The 24,313-nt window shown below is 39.0% G+C and carries 19 protein-coding genes; 7 read left to right on the top strand and 12 right to left on the bottom strand.

Going from position 1 to position 24,313, the window contains the following annotated elements:
• Positions 1-51: 51 nt before the first annotated feature.
• Positions 52-1,482, top strand: coding sequence for a SusD/RagB family nutrient-binding outer membrane lipoprotein (locus R9C00_06070; GenBank protein WPO37007.1), 1,431 nt, complete (start codon positions 52-54; stop codon positions 1,480-1,482).
• Between the two features lie 500 nt (positions 1,483-1,982).
• Here R9C00_06070 and R9C00_06075 read toward each other — a convergent pair whose 3' ends face one another.
• Together R9C00_06075 and R9C00_06080 are read right to left on the bottom strand one after the other, a co-directional pair.
• Positions 1,983-2,606, bottom strand: coding sequence for a hypothetical protein (locus R9C00_06075; protein WPO37008.1), 624 nt, complete (start codon positions 2,604-2,606; stop codon positions 1,983-1,985).
• Positions 2,607-2,983: 377 nt separating this feature from the next.
• Positions 2,984-3,610, bottom strand: a complete 627-nt coding sequence (locus R9C00_06080) for a T9SS type A sorting domain-containing protein (protein WPO37009.1) — start codon at positions 3,608-3,610, stop codon at positions 2,984-2,986.
• A 734-nt stretch (positions 3,611-4,344) separates the two neighbouring features.
• Between R9C00_06080 and R9C00_06085 the strand changes: the two genes are divergently transcribed.
• The 4 genes from R9C00_06085 to R9C00_06100 all read left to right on the top strand — a co-directional run bounded on the left by R9C00_06085 (position 4,345) and on the right by R9C00_06100 (position 9,072).
• A complete protein-coding gene (locus R9C00_06085) occupies positions 4,345-5,010 on the top strand; it encodes a ParA family protein (protein ID WPO37010.1) in 666 nt (221 codons plus the stop codon).
• Between the two features lie 170 nt (positions 5,011-5,180).
• Positions 5,181-5,477 (top strand): hypothetical protein, encoded by a 297-nt coding sequence (locus R9C00_06090; protein WPO37011.1) that lies wholly within the window; start codon positions 5,181-5,183, stop codon positions 5,475-5,477.
• Positions 5,478-5,745: 268 nt separating this feature from the next.
• Positions 5,746-8,019, top strand: a complete 2,274-nt coding sequence (locus R9C00_06095) for an FAD-dependent oxidoreductase (GenBank protein WPO37012.1) — start codon at positions 5,746-5,748, stop codon at positions 8,017-8,019.
• Between the two features lie 87 nt (positions 8,020-8,106).
• Positions 8,107-9,072: a glycosyltransferase family 2 protein gene (locus tag R9C00_06100; GenBank protein ID WPO37013.1), complete on the top strand. Its 966-nt coding sequence runs from the start codon at positions 8,107-8,109 to the stop codon at positions 9,070-9,072.
• 20 nt (positions 9,073-9,092) lie between these two features.
• Here the strand turns inward: R9C00_06100 and R9C00_06105 are convergent, their stop codons facing one another.
• Positions 9,093-10,718 carry an OstA-like protein gene (locus R9C00_06105; GenBank protein WPO37014.1) on the bottom strand — a complete coding sequence of 542 codons (1,626 nt, stop codon included), beginning with the start codon at positions 10,716-10,718 and terminating at the stop codon, positions 9,093-9,095.
• A 170-nt stretch (positions 10,719-10,888) separates the two neighbouring features.
• Here R9C00_06105 and tilS point away from each other — a divergent pair, with 170 nt between their 5' ends.
• Positions 10,889-12,223: a tRNA lysidine(34) synthetase TilS gene (gene tilS, locus R9C00_06110; protein WPO37015.1), complete on the top strand. Its 1,335-nt coding sequence runs from the start codon at positions 10,889-10,891 to the stop codon at positions 12,221-12,223.
• Between the two features lie 86 nt (positions 12,224-12,309).
• On the top strand, positions 12,310-12,837 hold the full coding sequence (locus tag R9C00_06115) for a cyclic nucleotide-binding domain-containing protein (protein WPO37016.1): 528 nt from the start codon (positions 12,310-12,312) through the stop codon (positions 12,835-12,837).
• A 257-nt stretch (positions 12,838-13,094) separates the two neighbouring features.
• Here R9C00_06115 and R9C00_06120 read toward each other — a convergent pair whose 3' ends face one another.
• The 9 genes from R9C00_06120 to R9C00_06160 all read right to left on the bottom strand — a co-directional run bounded on the left by R9C00_06120 (position 13,095) and on the right by R9C00_06160 (position 24,043).
• Complete coding sequence (locus R9C00_06120; protein WPO37017.1) at positions 13,095-13,655, bottom strand: hypothetical protein; 561 nt, start codon at positions 13,653-13,655, stop codon at positions 13,095-13,097.
• Positions 13,656-13,791: 136 nt separating this feature from the next.
• On the bottom strand, positions 13,792-14,115 hold the full coding sequence (locus R9C00_06125) for an ankyrin repeat domain-containing protein (GenBank protein WPO37018.1): 324 nt from the start codon (positions 14,113-14,115) through the stop codon (positions 13,792-13,794).
• The gene (locus R9C00_06130) at positions 14,102-15,988 is read right to left on the bottom strand and encodes an ankyrin repeat domain-containing protein (protein ID WPO37019.1); all 1,887 of its coding nucleotides are present in this window, start codon (positions 15,986-15,988) and stop codon (positions 14,102-14,104) included. Before R9C00_06130 ends, R9C00_06125 begins: the two co-directional genes overlap by 14 nt.
• Positions 15,989-16,141: 153 nt before the next feature.
• Positions 16,142-16,369, bottom strand: coding sequence for an ankyrin repeat domain-containing protein (locus R9C00_06135; GenBank protein WPO37020.1), 228 nt, complete (start codon positions 16,367-16,369; stop codon positions 16,142-16,144).
• Between the two features lie 150 nt (positions 16,370-16,519).
• A complete protein-coding gene (locus R9C00_06140; protein WPO37021.1) occupies positions 16,520-17,599 on the bottom strand; it encodes a transposase in 1,080 nt (359 codons plus the stop codon).
• 134 nt (positions 17,600-17,733) lie between these two features.
• Positions 17,734-19,464: an ankyrin repeat domain-containing protein gene (locus tag R9C00_06145; GenBank protein ID WPO37022.1), complete on the bottom strand. Its 1,731-nt coding sequence runs from the start codon at positions 19,462-19,464 to the stop codon at positions 17,734-17,736.
• A gap of 247 nt (positions 19,465-19,711) precedes the next feature.
• Entirely contained in the window at positions 19,712-20,122 is a 411-nt protein-coding gene (locus R9C00_06150) for a DUF3052 domain-containing protein (GenBank protein ID WPO37023.1), read from the bottom strand.
• Between the two features lie 17 nt (positions 20,123-20,139).
• Entirely contained in the window at positions 20,140-21,045 is a 906-nt protein-coding gene (locus tag R9C00_06155; GenBank protein WPO37024.1) for an aspartyl protease family protein, read from the bottom strand.
• Between the two features lie 148 nt (positions 21,046-21,193).
• Positions 21,194-24,043 carry a polysaccharide lyase family 7 protein gene (locus R9C00_06160; protein WPO37025.1) on the bottom strand — a complete coding sequence of 950 codons (2,850 nt, stop codon included), beginning with the start codon at positions 24,041-24,043 and terminating at the stop codon, positions 21,194-21,196.
• Between the last annotated feature and the right edge of the window lie 270 nt (positions 24,044-24,313).

Below are 24,313 nucleotides of genomic sequence, written 5' to 3' on the forward strand. Positions count from 1 at the left end.
CATGCCCTAATCTTTCAAACATCTTTTTTTGAAATTTTAAAAGTGTATATAATGAGAAAAAATATATTAAAACCCATTCTCTCAGCTTTACTAATAGTATCTGTCCTAGGGGCTTGTACTAGCGAGTTTGAGGAGATGAATATTGATCCAAACAGTGCGTCTTCAGTACCTACAGCTTACTTAATGACACAAGCTCAGAGGTCTGCAATAGATGAAATTGATGGTAGCTTGAGTCCATTTATGGCTGCACTTTATTGCCAGCACTGGTCACAAACGCAGTACACAAGTACTAGTCGTTATGAAACGGAAATTAGAAGCTTCAATTCTTTCTACTATAGCTCTCTAGCTGATTTTGAAGAGATCATCCGTTTGAATACTGATGAAGCAACAAAATTAGAAATGCAATCATCTGGACCAAACCACAACCAAATTGCTGTGGCAAGGATCATGAAAGCATATGAGTTCCAAAATATCACCGATACTTGGGGTGATGTTCCTTATTCTGAGGCATTGCAAGGTCGTGGCGATTTTACTCCAGCTTATGATACTCAAAAGGATATCTATACAGACCTAGTGAAAGAAGTGAAAGAAGCGGTAGCTCAAATTGAAGTAGGTGAACCAATAGCAGGCGATATCATCTTTGAAGGTGATATGGCTATGTGGAAGAAGTTTGGAAATGCCTTGTTGATGAGAATGGGTCTTAGAATGTCTGAAGTAGATGCAGCAGCAGCAAAAGCTGCTATTGAAGCTGGTATGGCAGGAGCTATTTCTAGTAACGATGACAATGCTTTATTCCCATACTTGGCAGATGCTAATAACTGGAACCCTATCTACGATCACTTCGTTGAGCGTACTGACTATGCTATCAGTGACATAATGGTGGATGTGATGAAAGGGTTAAGTGATCCTAGGTTGGATGTGTATGCAGACCCAAATGATGCTGGAGAAATCGTTGGTATGCCATATGGTGTAAGTGATGATATTGCAGGTTCTATTACAAACGCATCAATTTCATTCCCTGGTGCAGCTGTGCGTGGCGCTGAGTCTAAAGGCTTGATCATGACATATGCTGAAGTATTGTTCATCAAAGCTGAGGCTGCTGCAAGAGGTATGATAGCTGGAGATCCTAAGGCCCTATATGAAGAAGCAATTGCTGCTTCTTTCGACCAATGGGGTGTAGACATGCCTGCAGGTTACCTTACTCAAGCGGATGTTGCTTATGATGCAGCTAACCCTGTTGAGTCTATAATCAACCAAAAGTGGATTGCTTTGTATATGCAAGGTATGGAAGGATGGTCTGATTTCAGAAGAACTGGCTACCCTGAATTATCTCCTGCTCCTGCTGCTGCTGCTGGCAGATCTATTCCTAACAGAAGAGCTTATACTAACGACGAGTATAGCTTGAACGAAGAGAATGTAGTAGCAGCTGTTGCAAGACAAGGTGCTGACGATATGGCTACCAAAATGTGGTGGCAAAAATAAACTAATCATTCTTGATTAGTTAAAAAATTATACTCAGAGCTCATAATCTCTTAGCTCTGAGTTGCATTACAATAATTGTAATCTGTTTCAGTGGAATCCCCTGCAATATTTTATTGTAGGGGATTTTTTTTGTTACATGATATATGAGAGGAGAGTAGGAAAATTATGCTTTTTTAAGGAGTAGGATAAAAATAATCAGTGATAAACGTTCTTAAGTAGTGGATGAAAAAAGCTTTGTTAAGCTGGATTCTTCGGAGAAATAAGGGGGGCTGAAGTCTTGAACATGAGCACGGCTGTGCTGTTAAAGCAACATAGGAGCATGCGTAGCAGCAGAGACGCCATTTGGACAGGTGGGGAAGGTGTCTAGGTATCTTACAGGATAAGAACAAAAAAAGTATCCATGTTAAAGATTTACTAAAAAGGTAAGAAACAAAAAAGGTCTGAAGAAAAACTCCTCCAGACCTAATCGTCAACTTAATTGATTTATAGAAAGTCTATTGTTACTCTACATTATAAACCTGCTCTTTTACATCGTTTCCACTGCTTATGCGGATAGTGTAACGTCCTTTGTTCAAGGTGCTCATGTCAAATACATTACTAAAGTTTTCAGCACTTACAGATTTGCTATAAAGCGCTTTCCCTTCATCGTTTAAGATCGAAAGCCTCACTGGGCTAGTAGCATGTTGGAATGCAACTCTTACTTTGTTGTTTAAAGCTTTTTGAGGCAAGAAAGCTGAGTAGTTGCTTTTTGTTTCGCTACCCACGTTCACACGGTGGATAGTAGTGTAATCAGCAGCAACTATTTTTACTACATACTCACCGTTTCCAACTTTGCTCATATCATAGTTCCTTTTTTGGAGAGCTTTGTTGTTGTTTACATCGGTAAATATCAAGTTCATTTCCTTGTCGTATATTTTTACAGTAACTCTCGCTGCATTGCTTTGCTCATAAGCTACACGGATTTTTTGAGAGTTATTCACAGCATATATGCTATAGGCGAAGTCTGAAGTAGCGCGAATGCTAGAATGTACCTTACCATCTACAGGGCTGGCAACAGCCATACCTGACATTAAAAACATAGCAACTACTAAAGCTTTGATGGCAGATAATGACAAATTTTTCATGGCGATAATTATGTTTAAAGTGTGTTTTATTTAAATAATTGATAAAAAGGATGTTGTGAAATTCTTAATTTGTTACTCTTGCTTTTATAACGTGCAATTATCTTATAGGTTGCGTATAATTCAAAATATTATTCTATAATTATTTGAATTAACATTTAATTAATTTTAGATAAAATGATATAAAACCAATATAACAAAGGTGGTGTATTTAAAATAATATCGACTGAATTGATGAATTGATAAAAATATCAGCCAGAAATTATAAATAATAAAATTTGTGTGTTTTTGAAATTTCTTTTTTAGCAAAAGAAAACCCGCCCTTCGAGCGGGTTTTAGTCTTATCAAACGGGAAAACGAGAGTTTATATTCAGTTATTATTATTTCAAAGTGTATTCTTGTGTGGTGGTTTGTCCATCGCTGCTCATAGTCACTGTATAAGTACCAGACTTAAGCGTAGAAAGGTTGAATACACTGCTAAAGTTTTGTTCTTTCATTGTCTTGCTATAGATGCTTTTTCCATCCTTGTTTGTAACAGAAACATATACAGGTTTTGATGCATGCTGGTAAGCAATCCTTAACTTGTTGTTGGTAAGTTCTGGAGACAAGTAGCCTGAAAAAGGCATCGCTTCTTTTTTGCCTACATTCAGCCTGTGGACTGTAGTATAATCAGCAGCTACAATTTTTACGATATACTCTCCATTGCCCAAAGCACTCATATCGTAATTTCTTTTCATGTAGTTCAAATCTTTTTGAATATCATTATAAAGGAGGTTCATCTTGTTGTCAAATATTTTCACAGAAACCTTTCCCTTGCCATATTTTTCGTAGGCAACTCTTATTTTATTTGAGTTCAAAATTGGATATATGCTATAAGCAAATTTAGAAGTGGCTTTTATTTTTTCACCATCTTTTCCTTTTATAGGATTAGCCATTGTGAAAGAGGTCATCAAGATGGTAATGGCGATAAATAAGGCTTTTACAGAATTAACAGCAGTTGAGTTCATATCGGTGTAATAAGTTTTTTAAATAATTAATTTGACGAGAACCCTAGTTTCAATACAAGTGCCAAAAGAGTTAAAGTATTGATAATTAATCATATACAGTTAATAGTGCTATTTTGACCCTCACATTAAGTGTACGAAAATGTTCACTTGTGTATAAGGTCGGACGATCTTTTGCAATTGCCAAAGCAGTTTTGTTTCCTTCCATAGCCCAATTAGGGGGAGGCTTTAAGAAGGGAATAATAAAGGGGAGGTGTATCAATAGGTTTAAACAAGTATAAAATGGTATTATTTCAATATATTGTATTTAGTACCTGTTTTAGTGTCCGCAGGCGGGAAATAGGTCAAAATAAGGTGAGTCTGGGATTAGCGGATTATTATATAGATTGTGAAGGTAATAGTTGTTCCGTATTTGAACCCGTATAGAATTGAGCTTGGGAAGAATTTTACGTAAGCCTTATATATAAGAGTAGCTCCCTTATCTTTTCCATGGTTTTTAAGTATTTTCCACTTACACCTTATATAGAAGGTGTTTCAAGCCATACTTTGGATAGTCTTTGTATATGTCTCTAGCACTATCGAACCTGGCTTTTGAATAAGGTCTCAAATCAATTAAGAAGTAAATAGTAGAAGTGTAACTTATACTTCTACTATTTACTTCTATTTTTTTTCTTTCGATTATTAGACTAAATTCGCTCAAATTCAACCTATTTATAACGAAATAGCATCCCACACATATGAGTGCTAGAATTATCACATTTGCGACACAAAAAGGAGGGGCTGGGAAAAGTACATTGTTAATGCTTACTGCTGCTGCTTTTCATAACAGAACCAATAAGAAGGTTTTGGTAATTGACTGCGATCCGCAGAAGTCGGTAAAGGATATGTACCAACACGATGAGAGTGAATTTTCTTATGATGTGATCGCTTACAACTGGAAAAAACCTCGTCCAGAGGTCAATTTTCAAAAAACATTGGCCATAGCCGAAAAAAAATATGACCTTATCTTCATTGATGCTCCGGGTAAAGTAGAGGGCAAGGAGGTTTATTTCAGTATTTTGATTTCCGATATAGTTATGGTGCCTGTGGTGGGGAGTATTTTGGACTTGAAGGCTACGGTCAACTTCCTGAAAACTTTGCCAACTATCCGAGAGATAAAGGAAAATGAAGGATTTGTACTAAATGTGTTCGGAATAGTAAACAAAAAGGACAATACAGTAGAGTACCATGACTTAGAGCAACTGAATGGAATAGGGGGGCTACAGCTTTTCGATTCATATATTTCCAACTTGGCTAGGTACAAAAGAGGTATTTCCACTGTGAACGACATCACAAACCAATATGATGAGAATGATGAGTTCAACCAGTATTATGAGGAGTTTAAGCGCAAGTGCTTGGTATAGATAGCAGTTAGTACGAGGCAAGCCTTTAGAAATACATGTTCTTGATGATATTAAACCAATGAGGAGGTGATAATTTTCCTACTTGCGAAATAGACATAAAAACTTTAGTTTTCTTCTTATATTAATACGAAGGTGTACGTAGGAAATGAAAAATAGAAACAGAGAAGATCATGAGCAACAAAAAATCAAAGTCGGATTTAATATTCGAAGCACTAAAGAAAAACGAAAGTAGGGGAAATAAAGCTGATTTGGGCTCGGAGCAATTGCTCAATTTTACCAACTTAGATATTGACTCCATAAAGCCAAAAAAAACTCAAGTAGAATATGCTTCGGTAAAGATAAAAGTAGAGCTTTTTGAGCGAATAAAATTAATAGCAGAGTCGTACGGAATTAAGCAACCAGGAAAGTTTATAAGCCTGATTTTAGAGTCCTATTTGAAGCAGGCAGAGGGCGATGAAAATGAATAAGGCTGAAGAAAGAAGAGAGGTCCTGAATTATGTAGGTTTTAAGCATTGATTTTGTTTTAAGCCTATTTTAATTGAGAAAAGTAGCATAAATTGCATTCGAAAAATAGACCATACCTTAACCATCATAAATAACTACCAAATTTATAGCTGCTCAAATGTATTGAAGTGATTTTATTGTCCAAAAGCGTTCGTGAATTCGAATGTTTTTCTGGATTTTTCTAAATGTAATATTAGCTTTAAAGCAGTTCATATTTTAAATATTTCAACAATGCTAAGGGAGAGTTTCCAACAAAAGAGAGAGTTAAAGGCCAGAGATATAAAGGGCGACCTAGTGGTTATAGGAGGCGGTATGTCCGGTATTTGCTGTGCAATTACGGCAGCTCGCGCTGGCATTAGGGTAGTACTTATCCACGATAGGCCTGTGCTAGGAGGCAATGCCTCTAGCGAGGTGAGGCTTTGGGTACAAGGAGCTACCACCCATATGAGCAATAACAATAGGTGGGCAAGAGAAGGTGGGGTGATCAATGAAATTTTGGTCGAGAATCATTTCAGAAACTCAGATGGGAATAGCATTATCTTCGATACTATTTTGCTTGAAAAAGTACTGGCTGAGACCAATATTACCCTGCTGCTTAATACTTCGGTATATGAATTGAAAAAAGATGGGGAGGATAAGATTAAGTCTTTAAAAGCTTTTTGTGGGCAGAATGCCACTTTTTATAAGATCGATGCTTCTTTTTATTGCGATTCGTCAGGCGATGGAATAGTTGCCTACCTTTCTGGGGCATCTTTTAGGATGGGCGCCGAGCCAAAAGAAGAGTTTGATGAAGATTTTGCTCCAGATGCTTCGTTTGGTGAGCTTCCAGGACACAGTATATATTTCTATACTAGAAAAACATCAAAGCCGACCACTTTTGTTGCCCCAGCTTTTGCAAATAAAAATATAGATAAAATACCTCGTTTTAAGAGTTTTGACATCAATGAGAAGGGTTTCAAGCTTTGGTGGATAGAATACGGGGGAAGGCTCGATGCCGTTCAAGATACCGAAACCATTAAGTGGGAACTTTGGAAGATCGTGTTTGGGGTTTGGGATTATATCAAAAATTCGGGAAAATATCCTGAAGCAGAATGCCTTACGCTCGACTGGGTAGGGTCTATTTCTGGAAAAATGGAAAGTCGTAGGTTTGAAGGTTTGTATATGCTTAACCAGCATGATATCATCAACCAAACTAATTTTCCCGATGCTGTTTCTTATGGGGGATGGCCGATAGACCTGCACCCATCAGATGGGATTTACAGTAATTCTCCCAAATATTGTCAGTGGCATTCTGCTGGTCTATATCAAATCCCTTACCGTAGTTTGGTGAGCAAAGACATTAAAAACTTGTTTTTGGCAGGACGTATCATAAGTGCAACGCATGTAGCATCTAGCTCGATAAGAGTGATGGGAACTTGCTCGCAAAATGCCCAAGTAGTAGGAATGGCCGCTGCACTTTGCAAGAAAAACAATGCGATGCCGCATGATTTTGTAGGAGGGCCTAACTTGAAGCGTTTACAAAAAGAACTTGTAAAAACAGGTCAATACATTCCCGGACTTCAGTTGGGCGACACGCTCGATTTATGTGCTAATTGTGATATTACAGCATCTAGCAGTTTAGCGTTGGCAGAGCTTCCTGCCGATGGCCCTTGGCTCAAGCTCGATCGTTCAGTCATTCAAATGATTCCTTTTGATAAAGGCAGTTCGCCAAGTTTTACGGTAACTGTAAAGGCTGCGAAAAAATGTGAATTAGAAGTACAGCTACGCCAGAGTGAAAAAGCATTGAACTTCACACCTGAAATCACGCTAGAAGTACAGTCGGTTGAGTTGGAAGCTGGTGAGACTGAGGTCAGTGTCAATTTTATGACTACCCTCACAAAAACAGGCTACATTTATATTTGCTTTGCCAAAAATGAGGACGTAGAGGTCAGGTGCTCTAATCAAAGAGTTACAGGTTTGCTCACACTTTTTGGTCAGGAAAAAAATGAAACGCAAGGTGGGCTGATCAAGAGTGATAGAATAGGGGACTTTGAGTTTTGGAGTCCAAAAAGGAGACCAGCAGGGCAAAATTTAGCTTTTGAAATAAAACCTGCTTTGAAAGTTTTTGCGGCAGGAGAAATGAGAAACGGAATAACGCGCCCCGCAATTATGCCTAATGCATGGGTTGCCGACCTAAAAGACAAACAGCCAGAGCTACACCTCAAGTGGGAAGAACCACAAACTATCCGGAAGATTAGGATGGCTTTCGACACGGATTTCGACCACCCAATGGAGTCGGTTTTGGTAAGTCACCCAGCCAATATCTCTCCTTTTGTGATTAGGAATTACCAAATTCTGAACGATAGGGAAGAGATTATTTATGAGAAAAAAGGAAATTACCAGACAAGGAATATCCTGAATTTTATGGATAGCCCACTGGTTACAAAAGAAATAACAATACGTTTTGAGCATCCATCGGAAAATATACCTGCCGCTGTTTTTGAGATCAGGTGTTATGAAAACTAGCATCGAGTAAGTGAGAAATAGGGTTTTGTTTTTCAGCTTTCTTCACGCTAGCACAGCTTGGTGCTTCTTTTCGATAAAAATGAATGGATGATTTCTATAGTAATACCTATTTATAATGAGGAAGAAGTCCTCCACCAGCTCTACGAACGAGTAACGGCAGCTAGCCCAAGTTGGAAGGAGGATTATGAGCTGTTATTGGTTAACGATGGCTCAGTAGATGCATCGTTGGAGATTATGCAGGGCTTGGTAAAAAAGGATAGCAGGGTGAAGGTGATCCAGCTTTCCCGAAACTTTGGTCACCAAGCGGCAATTTCTGCAGGAATTAAGTCTGCCGCAGGAGATGTAGTGGTGATTATGGATGGAGACCTCCAAGATCCTCCCGAAGAACTCCACCGGTTTTTGGACAAATGGCGTGAGGGCTACGATGTGGTATATGCCATTCGCACCAAGCGAAAAGAGAATATATTTAAGAAGACAGCCTACTTTTTCTTCTATCGTCTGCTAGGTTTCATTAGCGAAATTCCCATCCCACTCGATAGCGGGGACTTCTGTGTAATGGATAAAAAGGTGGTAAAAGCACTCAACAACGAACTTCCCGAGAATATCCGATTTGTTCGCGGTTTGAGGGCTTACGCTGGTTTCAAACAAATAGGAGTCGTTTACGAACGCAACAAGCGAGCTGCCGGAGAGGCAAAATATACATTCAAACAGCTAATGAAACTTGCTCTGGATGGCATTTTTGGCTTTTCTACCTTCCCTCTCCGAGTCGCAACTTATCTAGGTTTTATCATTGCCATTCCTTCTTTTTTAATAGGTGTGTTCTTCGTGGTGCACAGGCTTATTGGCTTTAAAATATTAGGCTATTCCCCAAGTGATACGCCCGGTTTGGCAACGTTAGCCGTGGGCATGTTTTGCCTGAGCGGGGTAATGCTCATTATCTTGGGGATTTTGGGAGAGTATGTGGGAAGAATCTACATCGAAGTAAAAAAAAGACCTTTTTATATAGTAGAAGATATTTTCACAGGGAAACCTCCTTCTAAAGAAAAAGAATAGATATGCTCCAAAACCAAAAACTAACTTTTCGGCTTTGGTTTTGGTTTGACTTTTTTCTCATCTTCTATTTCCATCCTTGTTTTCTTATCTGTTATCCAGAATTTCTCAGGGCGCTCTTTGTACCTTAGTCTAAACCCTTTGAGCCTAGTTTCGGGTTCTAGCATCAAGTGCGTTGGCGTGAATTTAGCATTAGGGGCTTTTCGTGCCGAAATGCTTAGCAGTTGACTGGAATCGGCAAAAGTCATGAGCATATTGGCACATTCTATTTTGTTCATTCCCATCAATAAACTGTCTCCTTGCAAGCTAAAATACAGCGTTTGGCTATTTCCATTTACATATAGCCAATCCAAATCTTTACCTTTCACCTTGGCTGTAATCTCTCTTCCTTTTATCTGATTGTAGTTTTTTAAAGTATCCTGCTGGATAACAAAAGCATTTTTCTCAAGGAAAAGTGAATCGATTGTCTGGTTAGCTATATAAGCAACTATTTTTTCAGCTTTTATCTGGTTAAACCCATTCCATATTACTGGGTCTTGGAACAGCGTAAGGGTAGAGTCGTTGTAGTCATATACCAGCGAGTCGCAGATGCCTTGCATTTCATTGCTGTAAATTTTTACATTGGCATAGGCATGCAATTGCCTGATATTATTGATAGTATCATTGATTGTTAAGAGCGTATCAGCCGCAAGAAATAAGGAATCGGTAGTACCAAACGGTCGCTTCATGTAGGGATAACCATATACTTTGGAGTTGCTGTATTCTTGTTGGTAACGTAGCTCGTCCCCATAAACCGTGGCAAATTCTTGCTTGCTATACAGCTCCACATTTCCCGAAACAATGTTATAGTCCGTTAGCTTATCTCGCTTCAAGAGGTCACCTTTTAGGGAATAATCTTTCGAATCTACGGTGGTATTACCCTCAAAAGTGGTCTTTTCGGTTACGGTGTTGTATTTTCCTTTGGAAGCTTTCAGCACGCCGTCGGGCGAGGTGATCGTTGTAAACCCTTCAAAAAAAGCATCTTTGGTTACGGTAAAATACCGCAAAGAATCTGTTTCTAGCCGTTGCCCCTTGTCCCTGTCCACCATCACCACATCGGTTTTAAATGCGATCATTTCTTGGTTAGGTCGGTAATATCCCTTTTTACTACTAAGGTTCATCTCGTCGGTCACCAAGTTTCCCCCGGTTAGGTAGTAGGCATTCCCCGAGTTCATATCGTAGTAGAGGTGTTGGGTTTTTAAGGTGTTGGCACTATCTACCAATACCACATTGCCTCGTAGTTCGGCTATGCCCGAGGTAGAGGTATAAAACAACGTATCGGCAGTTACCCGCTTTTGTGGATTTTCCTCGATGATTACATTGCCATACGCCGCCATATCTTCGGTTTCGGGGTTTTGCGTAGCGAGGTCACAATACAGCATGGTGGAATCGCGCTTAAATACAACCCTAGGAGCACCTGCGCCAGGTTTTACATACCTTAATCCGTCTTTGAAAAATATACTGCCAGCCTTTATTAGCTCCACTTTCGTATCATCTGACTCTCCCTTTTTTGGCTTGCCCTTATCGTCTTGGGCAATTAAAACAGAGGAGGCGAAAAACATCGCCATAAGACCGATAAAAGCTACTACTTGTATGTGTGTCCTGAACATTGATAAAGTCTTGTTTTTAAGCATTTCTTGGAGCGAACTCAAAAATGATTCTCCAATTTAGTTAACGCTTCTTCAAAAAATACCTTCAAATTTAGACACTTATTACTTTCCTAAAGTCAAAAATTAATTTATATATGGTTAAAAAAAGATAAAAAAGCTTTTCGAGAAGAATGATAACACTTTTTAAACGATTTATTCAGAAGGAAAACCTAGTGGGGCGAAATGAAAAAATATTGCTGGCAGTGAGCGGCGGTATAGATTCTATGGTAATGCTCGATTTGTTTGAGAAAAGTGGCCATGATTTTGGTATAGCCCACATGAATTTCGGACTGAGAGGCGAGGTTTCCGATGAGGACGAACTGTTTGTGCAAACAGTGAGCCAACGATGTAGAAAGGTATTTTTTACTAAAAAAGTAGCTACAGAAAGCTATGCCAAGGAAAAGGGTATTTCCACCCAAATGGCTGCCCGTGAGCTGCGCTATGCTTGGTTTGATGGCCTCATGGAGCAAGAAGGCTATGATCTATTGGCAACAGCCCACCACCTCAACGATTCGGTGGAAACTGTGCTTTTGAACCTGGGAAGGGGAACGGGCATAGCTGGTATGAAAGGGATTTTGCCCCAAAAAGGGAAAACTATCCGTCCTTTGCTATTTGCCACCCGAATGCAGATAGAAGGCTACGCAAAGGAAAACAATATTACTTGGCGGGAAGATGCTTCCAATGCATCCATTAAGTACGACCGCAACTTGGTCAGGCACAAGGTGGTACCTGTTATGAGGCAGCTCAACCCCTCTTTTGAACAAGTAATGGGGGAGAATATCGAAAAGCTCCGAGGGGTCGAGTCATTGTTTGGAGAATATGTAGAGTTGCTGAGAGAGAAGCTGGTAAGTACTGAAAATGATATGGAAAACCTTTCCATCGAACTGTTACTTGCCCAAAAAGAACCTAAAGTGTTGTTGTATTATTTGCTAAAGGAAAAGGGCTTCAACTTTAGGCAAATGGATGATGTGTTTGAGGCCTTGGAGAGCGGTTCGGGCAAGATGATACTGAGCCAAAGCCATCGCCTTTTGGTAGATAGGGAAGAACTGAAAATAGAAGGATTGGGGCAAAAAGAACAGGGTGAAATCAGGATAAGTCCAGAAGAAACCGCATGTACAACTGACGGACTTAGTTTTTCTTTCAAAAAAGTGGAGATGCAAAAATTGGAGGGTATTCCCCGCGACCCGAACATAGCTGCTTTGGATGTTCAGAAAATAACCTTTCCCCTAACCTTACGAACTTGGCAGGAAGGAGATTGGTTTGTTCCCCTCGGCATGAAAGGCAAGAAAAAGCTCAGTGATTTTCTGATAGACCAAAAAGTAGATCGCTTCCAAAAGGAAAAAGTAAAGGTGCTTTGCTCGGCCACAGGCGAAGTTATATGGGTAGTGGGCAGGAGGATTAGTGAAAAATTTAAGTTGACCAAAAGTTCTAACCATATTTTGTTGGTAGAAGTAACAAAAAACTAGTGCCGAGCAATTGTTTTTTGCCCAAGCACTCGTATAATTGGGTTCGGCTGGGCTATTTTGCTTCAAATAATATTGAAACTAATCATATGAAATTCTTCAACCCCTTCAAGAAAACCTATTCCAACGATGACAAAGCCATGTTTCGGTTTTTGCTGAAAAATGTCTTGTTCGAAAAACTGGAGCCAGGTGAACTTGCCGAGTTTTTGCCCTATATCCATGAGCGTACCTATAAAAAGGACGAGGTGATCTTTTTTAGGGGAGACCCTAGCCAAGCTTTGTACATCATCCATGAAGGAGAAGTGGGGCTCAACCTCGATATAGAGGATAATTTTGAAGAACTTGTGAGATTAGGGTCTACCCAAAGCTTTGGAGAAAATGCTCTTTTAGAATCAAAAAACAGGATTTACAATGCGGTTTGTACTTCCGACAAAAGCAATATTTATGTAATAGCCTCCACCAACATCCAAGAAATATTTGACCGCAACGTGGACGTACAGGCAAAGATAATGACCGCCTTGGCAGAGTACTACAACAAATACACCGTGAATCTCTTCAGGGCTTACCAAGAATCATTCGGCTTCTTTGATATGGGCAGGGCATTTATGAAGGGGTAGGGGGTAACTATTCTATTTCCCAATTATGTCCTGTACCTCCTTACTTGTCACAATTGACTCGTTGGTAAAGGATCGTAACCTTCTGGGTTTTTCAAGGAGAAATGGTTCGGTTCTTCTTTAGGGAATGAAGGTTCTAAGTTCGGTTGTGCTATTCCTACTTTGTCCAACCGATAGCTCTTTGGTACTCACAATTCCAAAGAGCTACTGTAGTGATAGGGATTTTAAAAGCCTCTACCTACCGGTCGATTATATGGCTTTTATGGTTGTATTAAAGTGAAATAGTGTTTTGCTAGTTTGCCTTCGTCTTCTTTGGAGATAGGTGGGACTTGTATCCGCTGAGATGTTAGATGGAGCATTGTATCTGATTGATCAGCGATTTGATATTTTGTATTTTCTCCAAGAATAGTTGTGATGAGTTCATTAGTACTTTGTCGGTATTTGCCTTTATATTTTTGGGTTGGAATCTCGGCCGTAAGGGATGAACTTTGTTCGGCACTGTCTTTCAATACCGTTACATTGTATTGGTTTTGTTGGATTTTCACAGTGTAATTACCTTTCTCTGTAAAAGACCAGGTGGTTTTGCTAAAGGGTATTTGTGTTTCCCCTCTTATGTTATCAGTAATGAAAACGACAGAATCAAGTCTCCATTCCCCAACTAAAGTGGAGAGTGAAGTAGTGGGTTCTTCTTCTTGTATTTGTACATATTCATACACTGAGTCATCTGGTTTTTTCTTATTACAGCTGACCATTAATAGGATCATTAAAAATAAACTAGGTACTTGCTTGATAGTTAGTAGATTTTCTTTAATATGTGCCATGTTTTTGAGTTAAACTATGTTGTTTTTTAGGGCTAAGTAATTGTGCAAATATAAAGATAAACTGATTTCCCTTAGAGATAGGTCGTCAAAGTTCATCTCGTTTTTTATTCCCGAAAAGTATCAGGAGTACTGGTACTTATTCGAATAGTTTTTTAATCTGCAAATTTTCTGCTACATCAATTGCTGTTTTGCCGTTTTTTGCTTTTATCGTTGAATCCGCTCCCAAATCAATCAGTAGTTTTACGGTTTCAGCATATCCAAATTCGGAAGCCATATGCAGAGGTGTATAGCCACTATTTGTTATTTTATTTATTTCAGCACCATTAGATATCAAGTAACTGGCTACTGTTGTTTGTCCATGAGTTGCGGCTGCATGTAATAAGGTATATCCATAAAACCTGCTCGCATTCACATCCAATCCTAAATCAACAAGTTCCTGCACGATTTCAAGATGCCCCATTGTATCTTACCATTTTTATGTCTGCTCCAGATTTGATAAGATATTTTAGGATTTCAATATTGCCATTTGCTGCAGCTACGAAAAGGGGTGTTTTGCCAATATTATCGGCTTTGTTGACATTTGCGCCTGAACCAATCAATTGTTTCACTATACTAAAATAACCTTGTTCTGCTGCCTTATAAAGAGGAGTTATTCCACTATTTGTTACTTTATTCACATCTGCCCCAGCGGCAATAAGCAAGCGTGCAATTTCCAAATCCTTTAGAAGCAAAGCCGTATAAAGCGGGGTGCTTCCATTATAGGTCGCTTTGTTTATATCTGCCCCTGCCGCAATAAGAAACTTAACTAATTCTTTATTACCCATCAGGGATGCTAACCACAGCGTGGTTTCGTGTTTCAACGTCGTGCTATTAGGATCTACACCGGCAGCCATAAGTAGCTTGGCAATTTCTACTTGCTTGTGGTGTATTGTTTGATGTAAAAGTGCCTCCCCAAATACCATTTTATTCGGGTCAGCGCCAGCATCAAGAAAAAGCTTCACGGCTCCTGCCTTTTCATTTATTACTGCCCAATACAGTGGTGTTCTTCCATATTTATCCTCTTCTTTATTAACATCATAACCTGCTTCAATTAATTGTTTTATGATATCAAACCGACCTTCATCTAATGCAATAGAAAGCAACATGTCATCCTTGTTTTCATCTGTTTGGTGAGCGCCTGCGGCAGTCAATAACTCAGTGATCGAGGTATTCTTTTTTGAGCTGGCCAAATCCAAAGCCGATTCTCCATGAGCAGTTAACACATTAATAGCTGCTTTTGCAGTAAGTAGTTGTTTTACCACTTCCTCCTGATTTTTGTAAATAGCAGTGTACAATGGGGTTTCTCCTCTTGTATTCTGTGCATTTAACTCGGCTCCAGAATCAATGAGAAGATTTACTACTTCTGTATTTCCAGCTTTAGATGCTAAATAAAGCGGTGTTTCACCTTGATTAGTCCTGCTGTTTATGCTGGCTCCGGCAGCAATTAGTATTTCAACAATTGCTACATGTCCTTTAAGCGAAGCTTCGTGCAAGGCGGTTTTTCCATCGGAACTTAATAGGTTAATATCGGCCCCTAAACCCAGCAACAGTTTTACCATATCCGTATGCCCTGAGTTTGATGCCATTGATAGTGCTGTTTTTCGGTAAATATCTGTATCGTTGATATCTGCACCAGCCGCAAGTAGTAGTTTAAGGATTTCGATACGGTTGGCTTGCGCTGCCCCATGGATAGGTTTGGTCCCTCCTTTGGCCACAGCAGAGACCTCTGCTCCTGAGCTAATAAGAAGTTTTACTATTTCTAGATGTCCTTTGTAACATGAAAATAAAAGGGGGGTAAATCCTTTATTACTCCTTGTATTTACCTTTGCTCCTGAGGCAATCAGTTGTTTCACCAAATCCAAGTGTCCCTTATCGGATGCTATTAAAAGTGGAGTATTGCCTTTTTCATTTGTTAAATTCACGTCGGCTCCTTTGCTTATTAGGTATTGCGCTACTGCCCAACGTTCTTCTTCTGTAGCGGTATATAAGGGGGATTCTCCCTTGGTGTTATACTGGTTTATATGAGCACCCGAACGAATGAGTGACTTTACTATATCTAAATGTCCGTAATGTGAAGCCCAAAAAAGAGCTGTCTGTCCATCAGTATCTATTTTATTCAGATCGGACTCTTTCTTGATGATCTTTTTTGTTTTTTTACTGTCAGGACTTTCTTTTTTAATATGGTTTATCAACTGAAAATAGGTAGAATCCTGCCCAAGACTGGTTGTACAGAAGTAAAATAAAATAAAAAGGGTTGAGAGGGTGCTTTTCATGTATTGACTGATTGGATTCATTACAAAATTTGGTATGAAATGGTTAATTATTCCAGAAGGTTTTTTTTAATCTCTCCATTTTCTGCCTTGTCAAGTGCTGTTTTACCATTTTTGTCTTTTATATTGGACTTAGTTCCTAAGGAAAGAAGGTGTTCAACAATTTCTTTATGACCTCTAGGCTCGGTGGAGAGGTATGGCACCTTTGTTATCTATGATATTAGGATTTGCCCCTGTCTCAATTAGGAGTTTTACTATTGTTAAGTATCCTCTACCAGCTGCTTGGAATAGGGGTGTTTTTTCTTTTAAATTAGGCTTGTTGACATCAGCTTCAGCGCCTGAAGTCAGCAATTGCTTTACAATGCTTGTATGGCCATTAATGGATATCAAAAGAAGAGGGGTCATGCCTTTAGCGTCTTTATAGGTAAAATGGGCTCTTTTTTAATCAAACTATTTATGATTTTAGAATCGGGGAATTCTTTTGTGCTTTCATTTATCAATTGACTATCAATTTCCTCTTGTCCAAAACTGTAGAAGTAAATAAGAATTGGTTCTTTATGAATTTACTTGAAACTGGTATTTTGCAAATACAAAGTAAATCATCTTGATGAAGTTGTCTTTAGACCGAAACCCTCTAGCAACCCGTTTAATGATTTGAATTTTAGAATTGAGCCCCTCTAAGATACCGTTATTAATCTTAGATTGAGCGTATTGAACAATTCCATCAAAATGGCTTTTAATCGATTTAGTGATCGGATTGGTTTCCATGGTTTCCTGGGCGAGGTCCATAATGAAGCACAGTTGGGCTTTTAGCTCTTGAAATTGATCTTTCCGATAAAAAGTACCTATCCTTTCCATTGATAGTTCAATTTGAGCTTGAAAGCAATAAGCCTTTTCCCCAAGTCGATCTAGATGTTTGTAGAGAAGTTTGATCACATGCCATTTGTCAAAAGTAACCTTAGCCTGTGGAAAACACTGTTTGGCCCCCTTGATGAAGGCAGGGGACATATCAATGGAAATTTCTTCTACTGCTTCTGGATAGGGATGATCTTGCTTAAATCGGGCAACACATTCAGAAGATCTACCTTCGTAACTACCGAGTAGTTGCCAAGTATCTAGATCAAAAAAGCTGGTGATGTATCCATGTCCCTTACGGGTAGGGGTTTCATCATAAGCAATCCTAGAGGCTGTATGCTGGCTATAGTAGTCATCTTCAAGATGTTGGGTATAATGATGATAAATATGCTCAACCCGTTGGACTCGAATGCCAAGTGTCCTGGCTACTGCCGTAAAACAATGGTGGATATGCATCAAACGCATGACTTCTTGCTCAAACATAAGTGTGAACCGCGAATAATCTCTAGAAAAGGAAACCTCTGCCTTAGATAGTTTACCGGTATCCCTATCTTTGTATATAGGAAGCTTACAATGGATAAAACAGCGGTATTGAAAAAGCTTTAAGTGTTCCCAGGTACGGTCGTAATAGCTATGAACAGAGCATTTTTTTGGGGTAGCTTCAGGTGAAACCTCTAAATATAGATGTACGGTGTTGCTAGGCTCGTCACGTTCTGCTAGAACTAACTCAAAAGGTGGTAGAACAGGAAGTAAGTCACTAAATTGAGATAGAAAATTCATCGTTTTTTGAATACAAAGATAAGCGTTCAAGTAAATTCATAAAGAGCCTAAGAATTAGAGTAGTGGTTGCCTTCATGGTTTTGCATTGATTTATCGGCTTGGCTTTTTTGATTTTAACCAAATGAAGTGATGTTTTAATCGACTAATTTTTTAATTGTTGGATCATTAGTCATATCAATGGCTTGCTCGCCGGTAATGTCTTTTATGGTGGGGTCTGCTCCTTTGGAAAGCAGATATTTTACTATTTCTGTCTGTTTGGAAAGGCATGCAAAATGGAGGGCCGTTCTTCCATCATTATTCGTCTTATTTACGTCAACACCAGCCTCGATGAGGTACTTTATGGTTTCCAGTTTTCCAGAAAGTATGGCTGATTGGAGCGTCGTCATTCCATAGTATCTTTCGATGGTATGTACATTGGCACCAGCATCTACCAATTGTGTTAGGACTCCCATATTTCCCTTGGATGCTGCAATATGGATAAGCGGTTGGTCATTGGTACTAGGTGTATTTATATTTGCTCCTGCAGCTATGAGTAGTTTCACCATTTCTGGCTTGCTTTCATTTACAGCTATGTACAAAGGTGTTTCCCTATTTTCATCTGCGGCGTCGATATCTGCCCCCTCTTTAATCAAATAACTAACCACCTCAGCTTGCCCATTTTCCATGGCTGCGTATAGAGGAGTTTGCTTGCCCCTCCTTGGCGTGTCGATATTCGCACCTGATTTAAACAAGTATTGTGCAATTGCCAGATGGCCCTTTTCTGAAGCTTTGAAAAGAGGTGTTTCTCCATGCATATTTTGTTTATTTACATCGGCACCTTTTTGAATCAAAAGTTGAACTACCTCTAAGTGATTGTGCTGTGCTGCAACAAAAAGAGGAGTGTTATCAAATAAATCGACTTGGTCTACCGGTGATTGGTAAGCTAACAATAGCTTGGAAATTTCTACATGCCCTTTTTCTGCTGCAAGTATCAACGCGGTCCTTTCCTCTTTGTATTTGAGAAGAACATCTGCCCCCTTTGTTAGCAATAGGTTGACCACCTCGGTTTGGTTTTCAAAAATGGCATTGTAAAGCGTTGTTTCGCCCAATTTATCTATCTTATTGATATCGGCTCCAGCAGCTATCAATATTTCCATTATTTCTAGATGGTTGTTATAAGCTGCTGCAAAAAGAGGAAATACACCACTTTTACCTGCTAAATTTACCGATGCCCCTTTGGAAAGTAAGTATTCGACTATGGGTTTGTAACCTTGTCTGGCAGCCATACAAAGGGGGCTAATTTGAGCTACCTGATTAATATCAGCCCCTGCATTAATCAGTAATTCAACTATTGCTAGGTCATTCTGCTCTACTGCCATCAAGAGAGGTGTATAAATACCCTCGATAACATAATTGATCTTTGCCCCTTTTGATAGCATTAATTCAATAACCTCTTTATAACCTCTATCAACTGCAAAAAATAGTGGCTTGTATCTATTGTCTATTGGCTTGTTCACATCCGAACCTGCCATAATCAGCATCTTGGCCATTGCCTCATGTTCACTTTTCAATGCAATGGTCAGGGGAGTAAAACCATCCTTATTTATTTTGTCAATTTCAGCTCCTGATTCAAGCAAATATTCGATTATCGTTAGATGACCTTTGGAGGATGCCCAATGTAGGGAAGTGTTTTGAAGATCATCTTCATAATTGATATTGGCTCCATTCTTAACCAACTTTTTAATGACCATAATGTCAGGGTCATCTTTTTTCACTTCCTTAATCAACCGAACGTGTATGGAATCTTTTGAAATGCAGCTAACTGTAAACAAGAATAGCGCTGAAAAGGTGAATAGGGCGGTAATAGACTTTTTGTATAAATGCATCTGAAATATTGACAAAGCTGTTTGGTAGTTGGAAAATGCTTGGCACATTTATCTTGTTATTGGTGATTTTCCTGATTACAAAATTATGTTTTTTCTTTATATTAAATAACGAGCTTATGAGCTTGCGTACCTATAAAATAATTTAGTATTGAGAATCAGGTTTTTATGTATGGATGAATTATTTTTGAGCAAGCACTTGGAAACTCTCGACCTCACTTTGTGGCAATGTCGGTAATTAAACATTCTCCTACCTATCCTTCAGCCTATAGCCAAACCTAATCGAGCTCCAGTCCTGGTTGATAGAAGCAACTTTCGAGTCTACCAAGCCCGTGGTGAGGGTGAAATTGCGGACATGGTGTTGGTTGATGTCGGTTGGGATACTAGAGCCTCCTTTGGGGTAGCTAACCCAAAACATCCCCGTTTTTTTGAGTGCAGATTTATACTGGGGTACTATCTTTTCCAGCTCGGAAAAGCTGGTCACAAACAGGTGGATAAAGTCAGCCGATTCGGGCACAATTTCCTCCAATTCTTCCAAGTCGTCAGGCAAACCGTCGAGCATGCCAAAGTAATAGTCAGGCTGATTGTAAAAAAGCAGCTTAAAGCCTTTTTTGTACCCTAGCTTTTTGGTGAGAGGCGTTTTGGAATAGTCTGATGCCATGGCTGAATCTTGTTTTATCAAATTTCTGAGTATTCTAACTTCATCAATTGATTCGGTTTAAGATATATATATTCTCTTTTAGGGTCTATTATGATATTAAACCTCTTCAATAAATCACCACCCAATACACTTACCTGTTGTCTGCCAATTGATCCTTCAAAAAAACCAACAGGTATATTTTTAAAATCAACTGTACCTATTGAAAACTTGGGCAATTTTCCTTTTTTCGATTTTAAGATATTTCCATAGGAATCTTTCAATTCTTTTTCAGCTTTAATTTCTATTCGTTCGCTTATTTTACTTTCAGCTGTAAACTTATCATCAAATAAGATGGTTCCTCCATAGCCCGAGTGAATAAGAAAACGATTGAGATAACTATCACTTTCAATTGAGCTTACGCCTTCAATAAACATAAATTCATTTTCAAAAATCAAAGATGTTTTTAAATAATCCTTAGCTTGTTCTGGGAGTGTTTGGTGTATAGTTATTTCACTTTTATCAAAATTGATTTCTATAGCATTTCCTTCGAATAGGTCTGGCCCAAACTTTCCATCTGTAGCCGGCCCTGAATTTTCATTTTCCCATATTGGAATGCTATCCCATTGTAAATTGCCTATATCTAATTTATTGTTTTTACTATACCTAGAAGTGGCATTTCCTCCCCAACTGTTTACTTCATCTGTATGATCCCAAGTTATATTCAGCCGTTTTGTAGCTTTCTTGGTCAAGGTCATTGAGCTTGCCGCTGTATGAAACATTAAATCAACGGTGTCGCTCTTGTTTAAAATAGCCTCTATAGAAAGGTTGTTATGTTCGGTTAAAACAAAGGGAATAGTAGTGCCCCCATTGTCTTCTTGTATTTTCGGTTTTTGACAAGAATAGAGTAAAATACCAACTAATAATATTCCTAATTTACCAATCATCTTTGTTCTAATTTGTGGTTTTGTGCATGCGGCTTGAGAATGGTGAATATAACGCAAGAAGTTGAACAAAGAACAAAAAAACTCCAAGGGATTCCCCCTTGGAGTTAAAGTTTGAATTTTCGGGAAATAAAACTAATCAGTATAGTGCTTAGTTTAGAATAAGCTTTTGACGATTGATATTTGTATTTTCTAATTCAATAAAATACATGCCTTTCGTCAGACCTTGCAAGTTTAATTGCAGATTTCGCATACCTTGTACTACTTTTTGGGTAAATACTTTTTTGCCTGTTAGGTTATAAATATTAATTCTATCATCTTGAATTAAAGTAGGTAAGGATACATTCAACTCTGAAATGGTAGGGTTCGGATAAACTACAAAATCTTCACTAGCTAGTGGGTCTGATAAGCTAGGTTTTGATACAGCCGCAAATCTTGATGCAGCTCCACCGTCTTCTACCAAACTCATACTTAACACTGCCATCTCGCCATACGCATCTCTTGCCTCATCATTTTTACCATCTTTAAACTGGCTTAAGAATACGGATGATTGAGTATAACAACCTAACTTGAAGTACCCAATGCTATAAGGTACGTCCCATGAAAAATAGAAATCGCCACTACCATCTGTTCTATCTAAGTTTATAATATCTACTTCCATGTCTTTGCCATCACGAGCAGGAATATTTACCGAGACCCTTAAACGCTCACCTAAAGCATAGTCTACTGAATTGCCTTTGGTGTTGTAATCTTCATTATATACTATATATAAACCATCACTTGAATGGTACTGTACACGTAATGCCTCGTCACCTGCTGTAGAACCAGTACCTCCTTTTACTTGTACCACACTGATTTCTGGTTTCTCAACTGGTAAGTGCGTCACAATTAAATCAGCCGTTAAAGATTGCTCATTATTGAATGACCACTCCCCATCTTCACCATTATAGCGCTGTCTTAATTCGCAACGAGGATAGCCTGAGTTTTCGGTAGTTACCCCTGCACAATGCGCTCTAAATACTACGGCATCAAAAGTTTGAGATGAACCAATAACATTAAATGAACGCACTTCAAAGTAATCTGCTAATTCATAGCCAATTAAGTTGCCATCTTTAATTTCCTCTGGATCTCTCAGTCTATCATCATAATTGGTGATTTCAACGGGGCTGTTGCTGTCATCACCATCTTCGTTGAATGGTAAAGTCAATTTCCATCTATCTAGACTTGGTAATATGTCGGAAGGAACATCAGCATTACCACTTCCTGAACTTTTGTAAGTAGCTGTTACGCTTACATTTGCCGAAGGCATAGTTACATTGGTAGAGGAGGAATTTATATTGGATAGGTAAGAAGTATTACCCGTCCATTTATCAAATACTTGCCCCGAAGGAGCTGCGTCTGCAGAAATAGAAACACTAGCTCCAGCTGCATAGCTACCATCGCCTGAGCCACTGTTTACAGTCAACTGATAAGTAGTTGGGTTAGTCCCTCCTGATAATGCCCATAATTCAAAGTCATCAAATCTGCCCTCTGCACTATAATAAGCACCGTAAATAGTGATGCTGCTTGCGCCACCTGAGTTAAAAGTTACTTCTAACTGAGTCCAGTCGCTATTGCTACCAGTGGTGGAATAATCGCTACTGCCTACTTTTGCACCTATTTGCCCACTACCTGTAAGGTAAGCAGTTAATCTATAATTGCTATTGGGAGTCACGCTTACAGTTTGTTCAAATCCGCCTCCTGAGCCACTCACTTTAGCCGCCTTTGAACCTGAATTAGCAACGCCTGAAATTGCCGAAGGGTCGCTATCGCTCCAACCACTCCAATCACTTTCAAAGCCAGGGTTATCCAATGTCACTGGTACTGGATTCCCTACCACATCCTTGTAAGTAGCTGTTACGCCGATATTGCTACTAGGCATGGTTACGGAAGTAGATGCATTATTTACATTGGCTAAGTGGCTTACATCTCCTGTCCATTGGTCAAACTCCTGACCTGATGGGGCAGCATTGGCGGAAATGCTTACATTAGTACCTTCAGTATAGTGACCATCACCCGATCCATTAGTTACTGTTAATGTATATTCAGTTACAGGTCCATTGCTTTCATACCCCCAAACTTCTACTTCTGAGAGGCTAGTCCATCCATTTCCACTTGAATTGCCATAGCCTGTAATTCGTACATATTGCGCAGTTGTATTACCAAAATCAATGGTTTCAAAGTCAGCTGTAGTTCCTGAACTAGTAGTTTGCGGTACGATGGTGGTATAATTTGTTCCATCTGAAGAAACAGCAACTGAATAATAAGTACCACGGGTATCACCTTTGAAGAAGGCGATTTTCAAGAAATCGATTACATGAGTACTCCCTAGATTTAAATCTATGTTATGAGTACCTTGTGCTGACCATCGAGTATCAAGATTGTCATCAGTTGCATTCTCCTTACCATTGCCTATTTGCTCTCCACTGGCAGTGCTAGACAGTACTGGAATGTTAACCGATTCTGCTGAACCTTCATAGGCAAATACCTCAACCTCAGCTAATGATAAAGCATTGGTGTCATCTAATTGAACTTTAATAGTGTTACCTGATGCTCCATCTGCATTTACTGTAATAGATGGGTCGGGATAAGAAGTAAAAGATTGGGAAAAAGTAGTGTTGCCACTGCTATTAATAACAGATACGGTAAAATTGGTCAATCTGTCTTGGCAGCACGAATTGGTTCTGTTAAATAGGTTGATATTCCCTATACTTTGAGTAGTCCCTAAGTCCACTTGCCACCAAGGGTTAGCTTCATTGGCTGTGTGTGTTACTGAACCATTAGCCCAGCTACCACTGGTATTGCCATCAATAGCACGAGCTGCCGCACCACTATATGCTGTAGATGATTGTGTAGCTGTACCATTTAAAGCTAAGTTAACTTCGCCTGCCTGTGCAAATATATTCTGCCAGCAGAATATAACTATTAGTAATGATAGTAATAAAGGTTTTTTCATGTTCATATTTATTTATAGTTTATAATAGAATTTAAAATCGAGGGTGCATAGTAATGAGTACTGCATTGTTAAAACAGAACCTTTCCTTATTAAAAAGAAGATAAATGGGGCTACAAATAGCTAGTTCATAAGTGACCAATACTTGTGATATGAATAGCTTGACCTAGATGCTTCTAGGGGGATTTGGGATAGAGCCTTTTTCATTTTCTATTTAAATTGTTGTAGTAAAATTGATTTTATAAAACGCTGAATTTTGTTCGCCAAAACTGGATGCCT

This window comes from Flammeovirgaceae bacterium SG7u.111 (genome assembly GCA_034044135.1).
GTDB lineage: Bacteria > Bacteroidota > Bacteroidia > Cytophagales > Flammeovirgaceae.

Bases quoted from the DNA above. Each gene is read 5' to 3' on its own strand.
- R9C00_06070 (WPO37007.1), top strand. From the start codon at position 52: ATGAGAAAAAATATATTAAAACCCATTCTCTCAGCTTTACTAATAGTA.
- R9C00_06075 (WPO37008.1), bottom strand. From the start codon at position 2,606: ATGAAAAATTTGTCATTATCTGCCATCAAAGCTTTAGTAGTTGCTATG.
- R9C00_06080 (WPO37009.1), bottom strand. From the start codon at position 3,610: ATGAACTCAACTGCTGTTAATTCTGTAAAAGCCTTATTTATCGCCATT.
- R9C00_06085 (WPO37010.1), top strand. From the start codon at position 4,345: ATGAGTGCTAGAATTATCACATTTGCGACACAAAAAGGAGGGGCTGGG.
- R9C00_06090 (WPO37011.1), top strand. From the start codon at position 5,181: ATGAGCAACAAAAAATCAAAGTCGGATTTAATATTCGAAGCACTAAAG.
- R9C00_06095 (WPO37012.1), top strand. From the start codon at position 5,746: ATGCTAAGGGAGAGTTTCCAACAAAAGAGAGAGTTAAAGGCCAGAGAT.
- R9C00_06100 (WPO37013.1), top strand. From the start codon at position 8,107: ATGATTTCTATAGTAATACCTATTTATAATGAGGAAGAAGTCCTCCAC.
- R9C00_06105 (WPO37014.1), bottom strand. From the start codon at position 10,718: ATGTTCAGGACACACATACAAGTAGTAGCTTTTATCGGTCTTATGGCG.
- tilS (WPO37015.1), top strand. From the start codon at position 10,889: ATGATAACACTTTTTAAACGATTTATTCAGAAGGAAAACCTAGTGGGG.
- R9C00_06115 (WPO37016.1), top strand. From the start codon at position 12,310: ATGAAATTCTTCAACCCCTTCAAGAAAACCTATTCCAACGATGACAAA.
- R9C00_06120 (WPO37017.1), bottom strand. From the start codon at position 13,655: ATGGCACATATTAAAGAAAATCTACTAACTATCAAGCAAGTACCTAGT.
- R9C00_06125 (WPO37018.1), bottom strand. From the start codon at position 14,115: ATGGGGCATCTTGAAATCGTGCAGGAACTTGTTGATTTAGGATTGGAT.
- R9C00_06130 (WPO37019.1), bottom strand. From the start codon at position 15,988: ATGAATCCAATCAGTCAATACATGAAAAGCACCCTCTCAACCCTTTTT.
- R9C00_06135 (WPO37020.1), bottom strand. From the start codon at position 16,369: ATGACCCCTCTTCTTTTGATATCCATTAATGGCCATACAAGCATTGTA.
- R9C00_06140 (WPO37021.1), bottom strand. From the start codon at position 17,599: ATGAATTTTCTATCTCAATTTAGTGACTTACTTCCTGTTCTACCACCT.
- R9C00_06145 (WPO37022.1), bottom strand. From the start codon at position 19,464: ATGCATTTATACAAAAAGTCTATTACCGCCCTATTCACCTTTTCAGCG.
- R9C00_06150 (WPO37023.1), bottom strand. From the start codon at position 20,122: ATGGCATCAGACTATTCCAAAACGCCTCTCACCAAAAAGCTAGGGTAC.
- R9C00_06155 (WPO37024.1), bottom strand. From the start codon at position 21,045: ATGATTGGTAAATTAGGAATATTATTAGTTGGTATTTTACTCTATTCT.
- R9C00_06160 (WPO37025.1), bottom strand. From the start codon at position 24,043: ATGAACATGAAAAAACCTTTATTACTATCATTACTAATAGTTATATTC.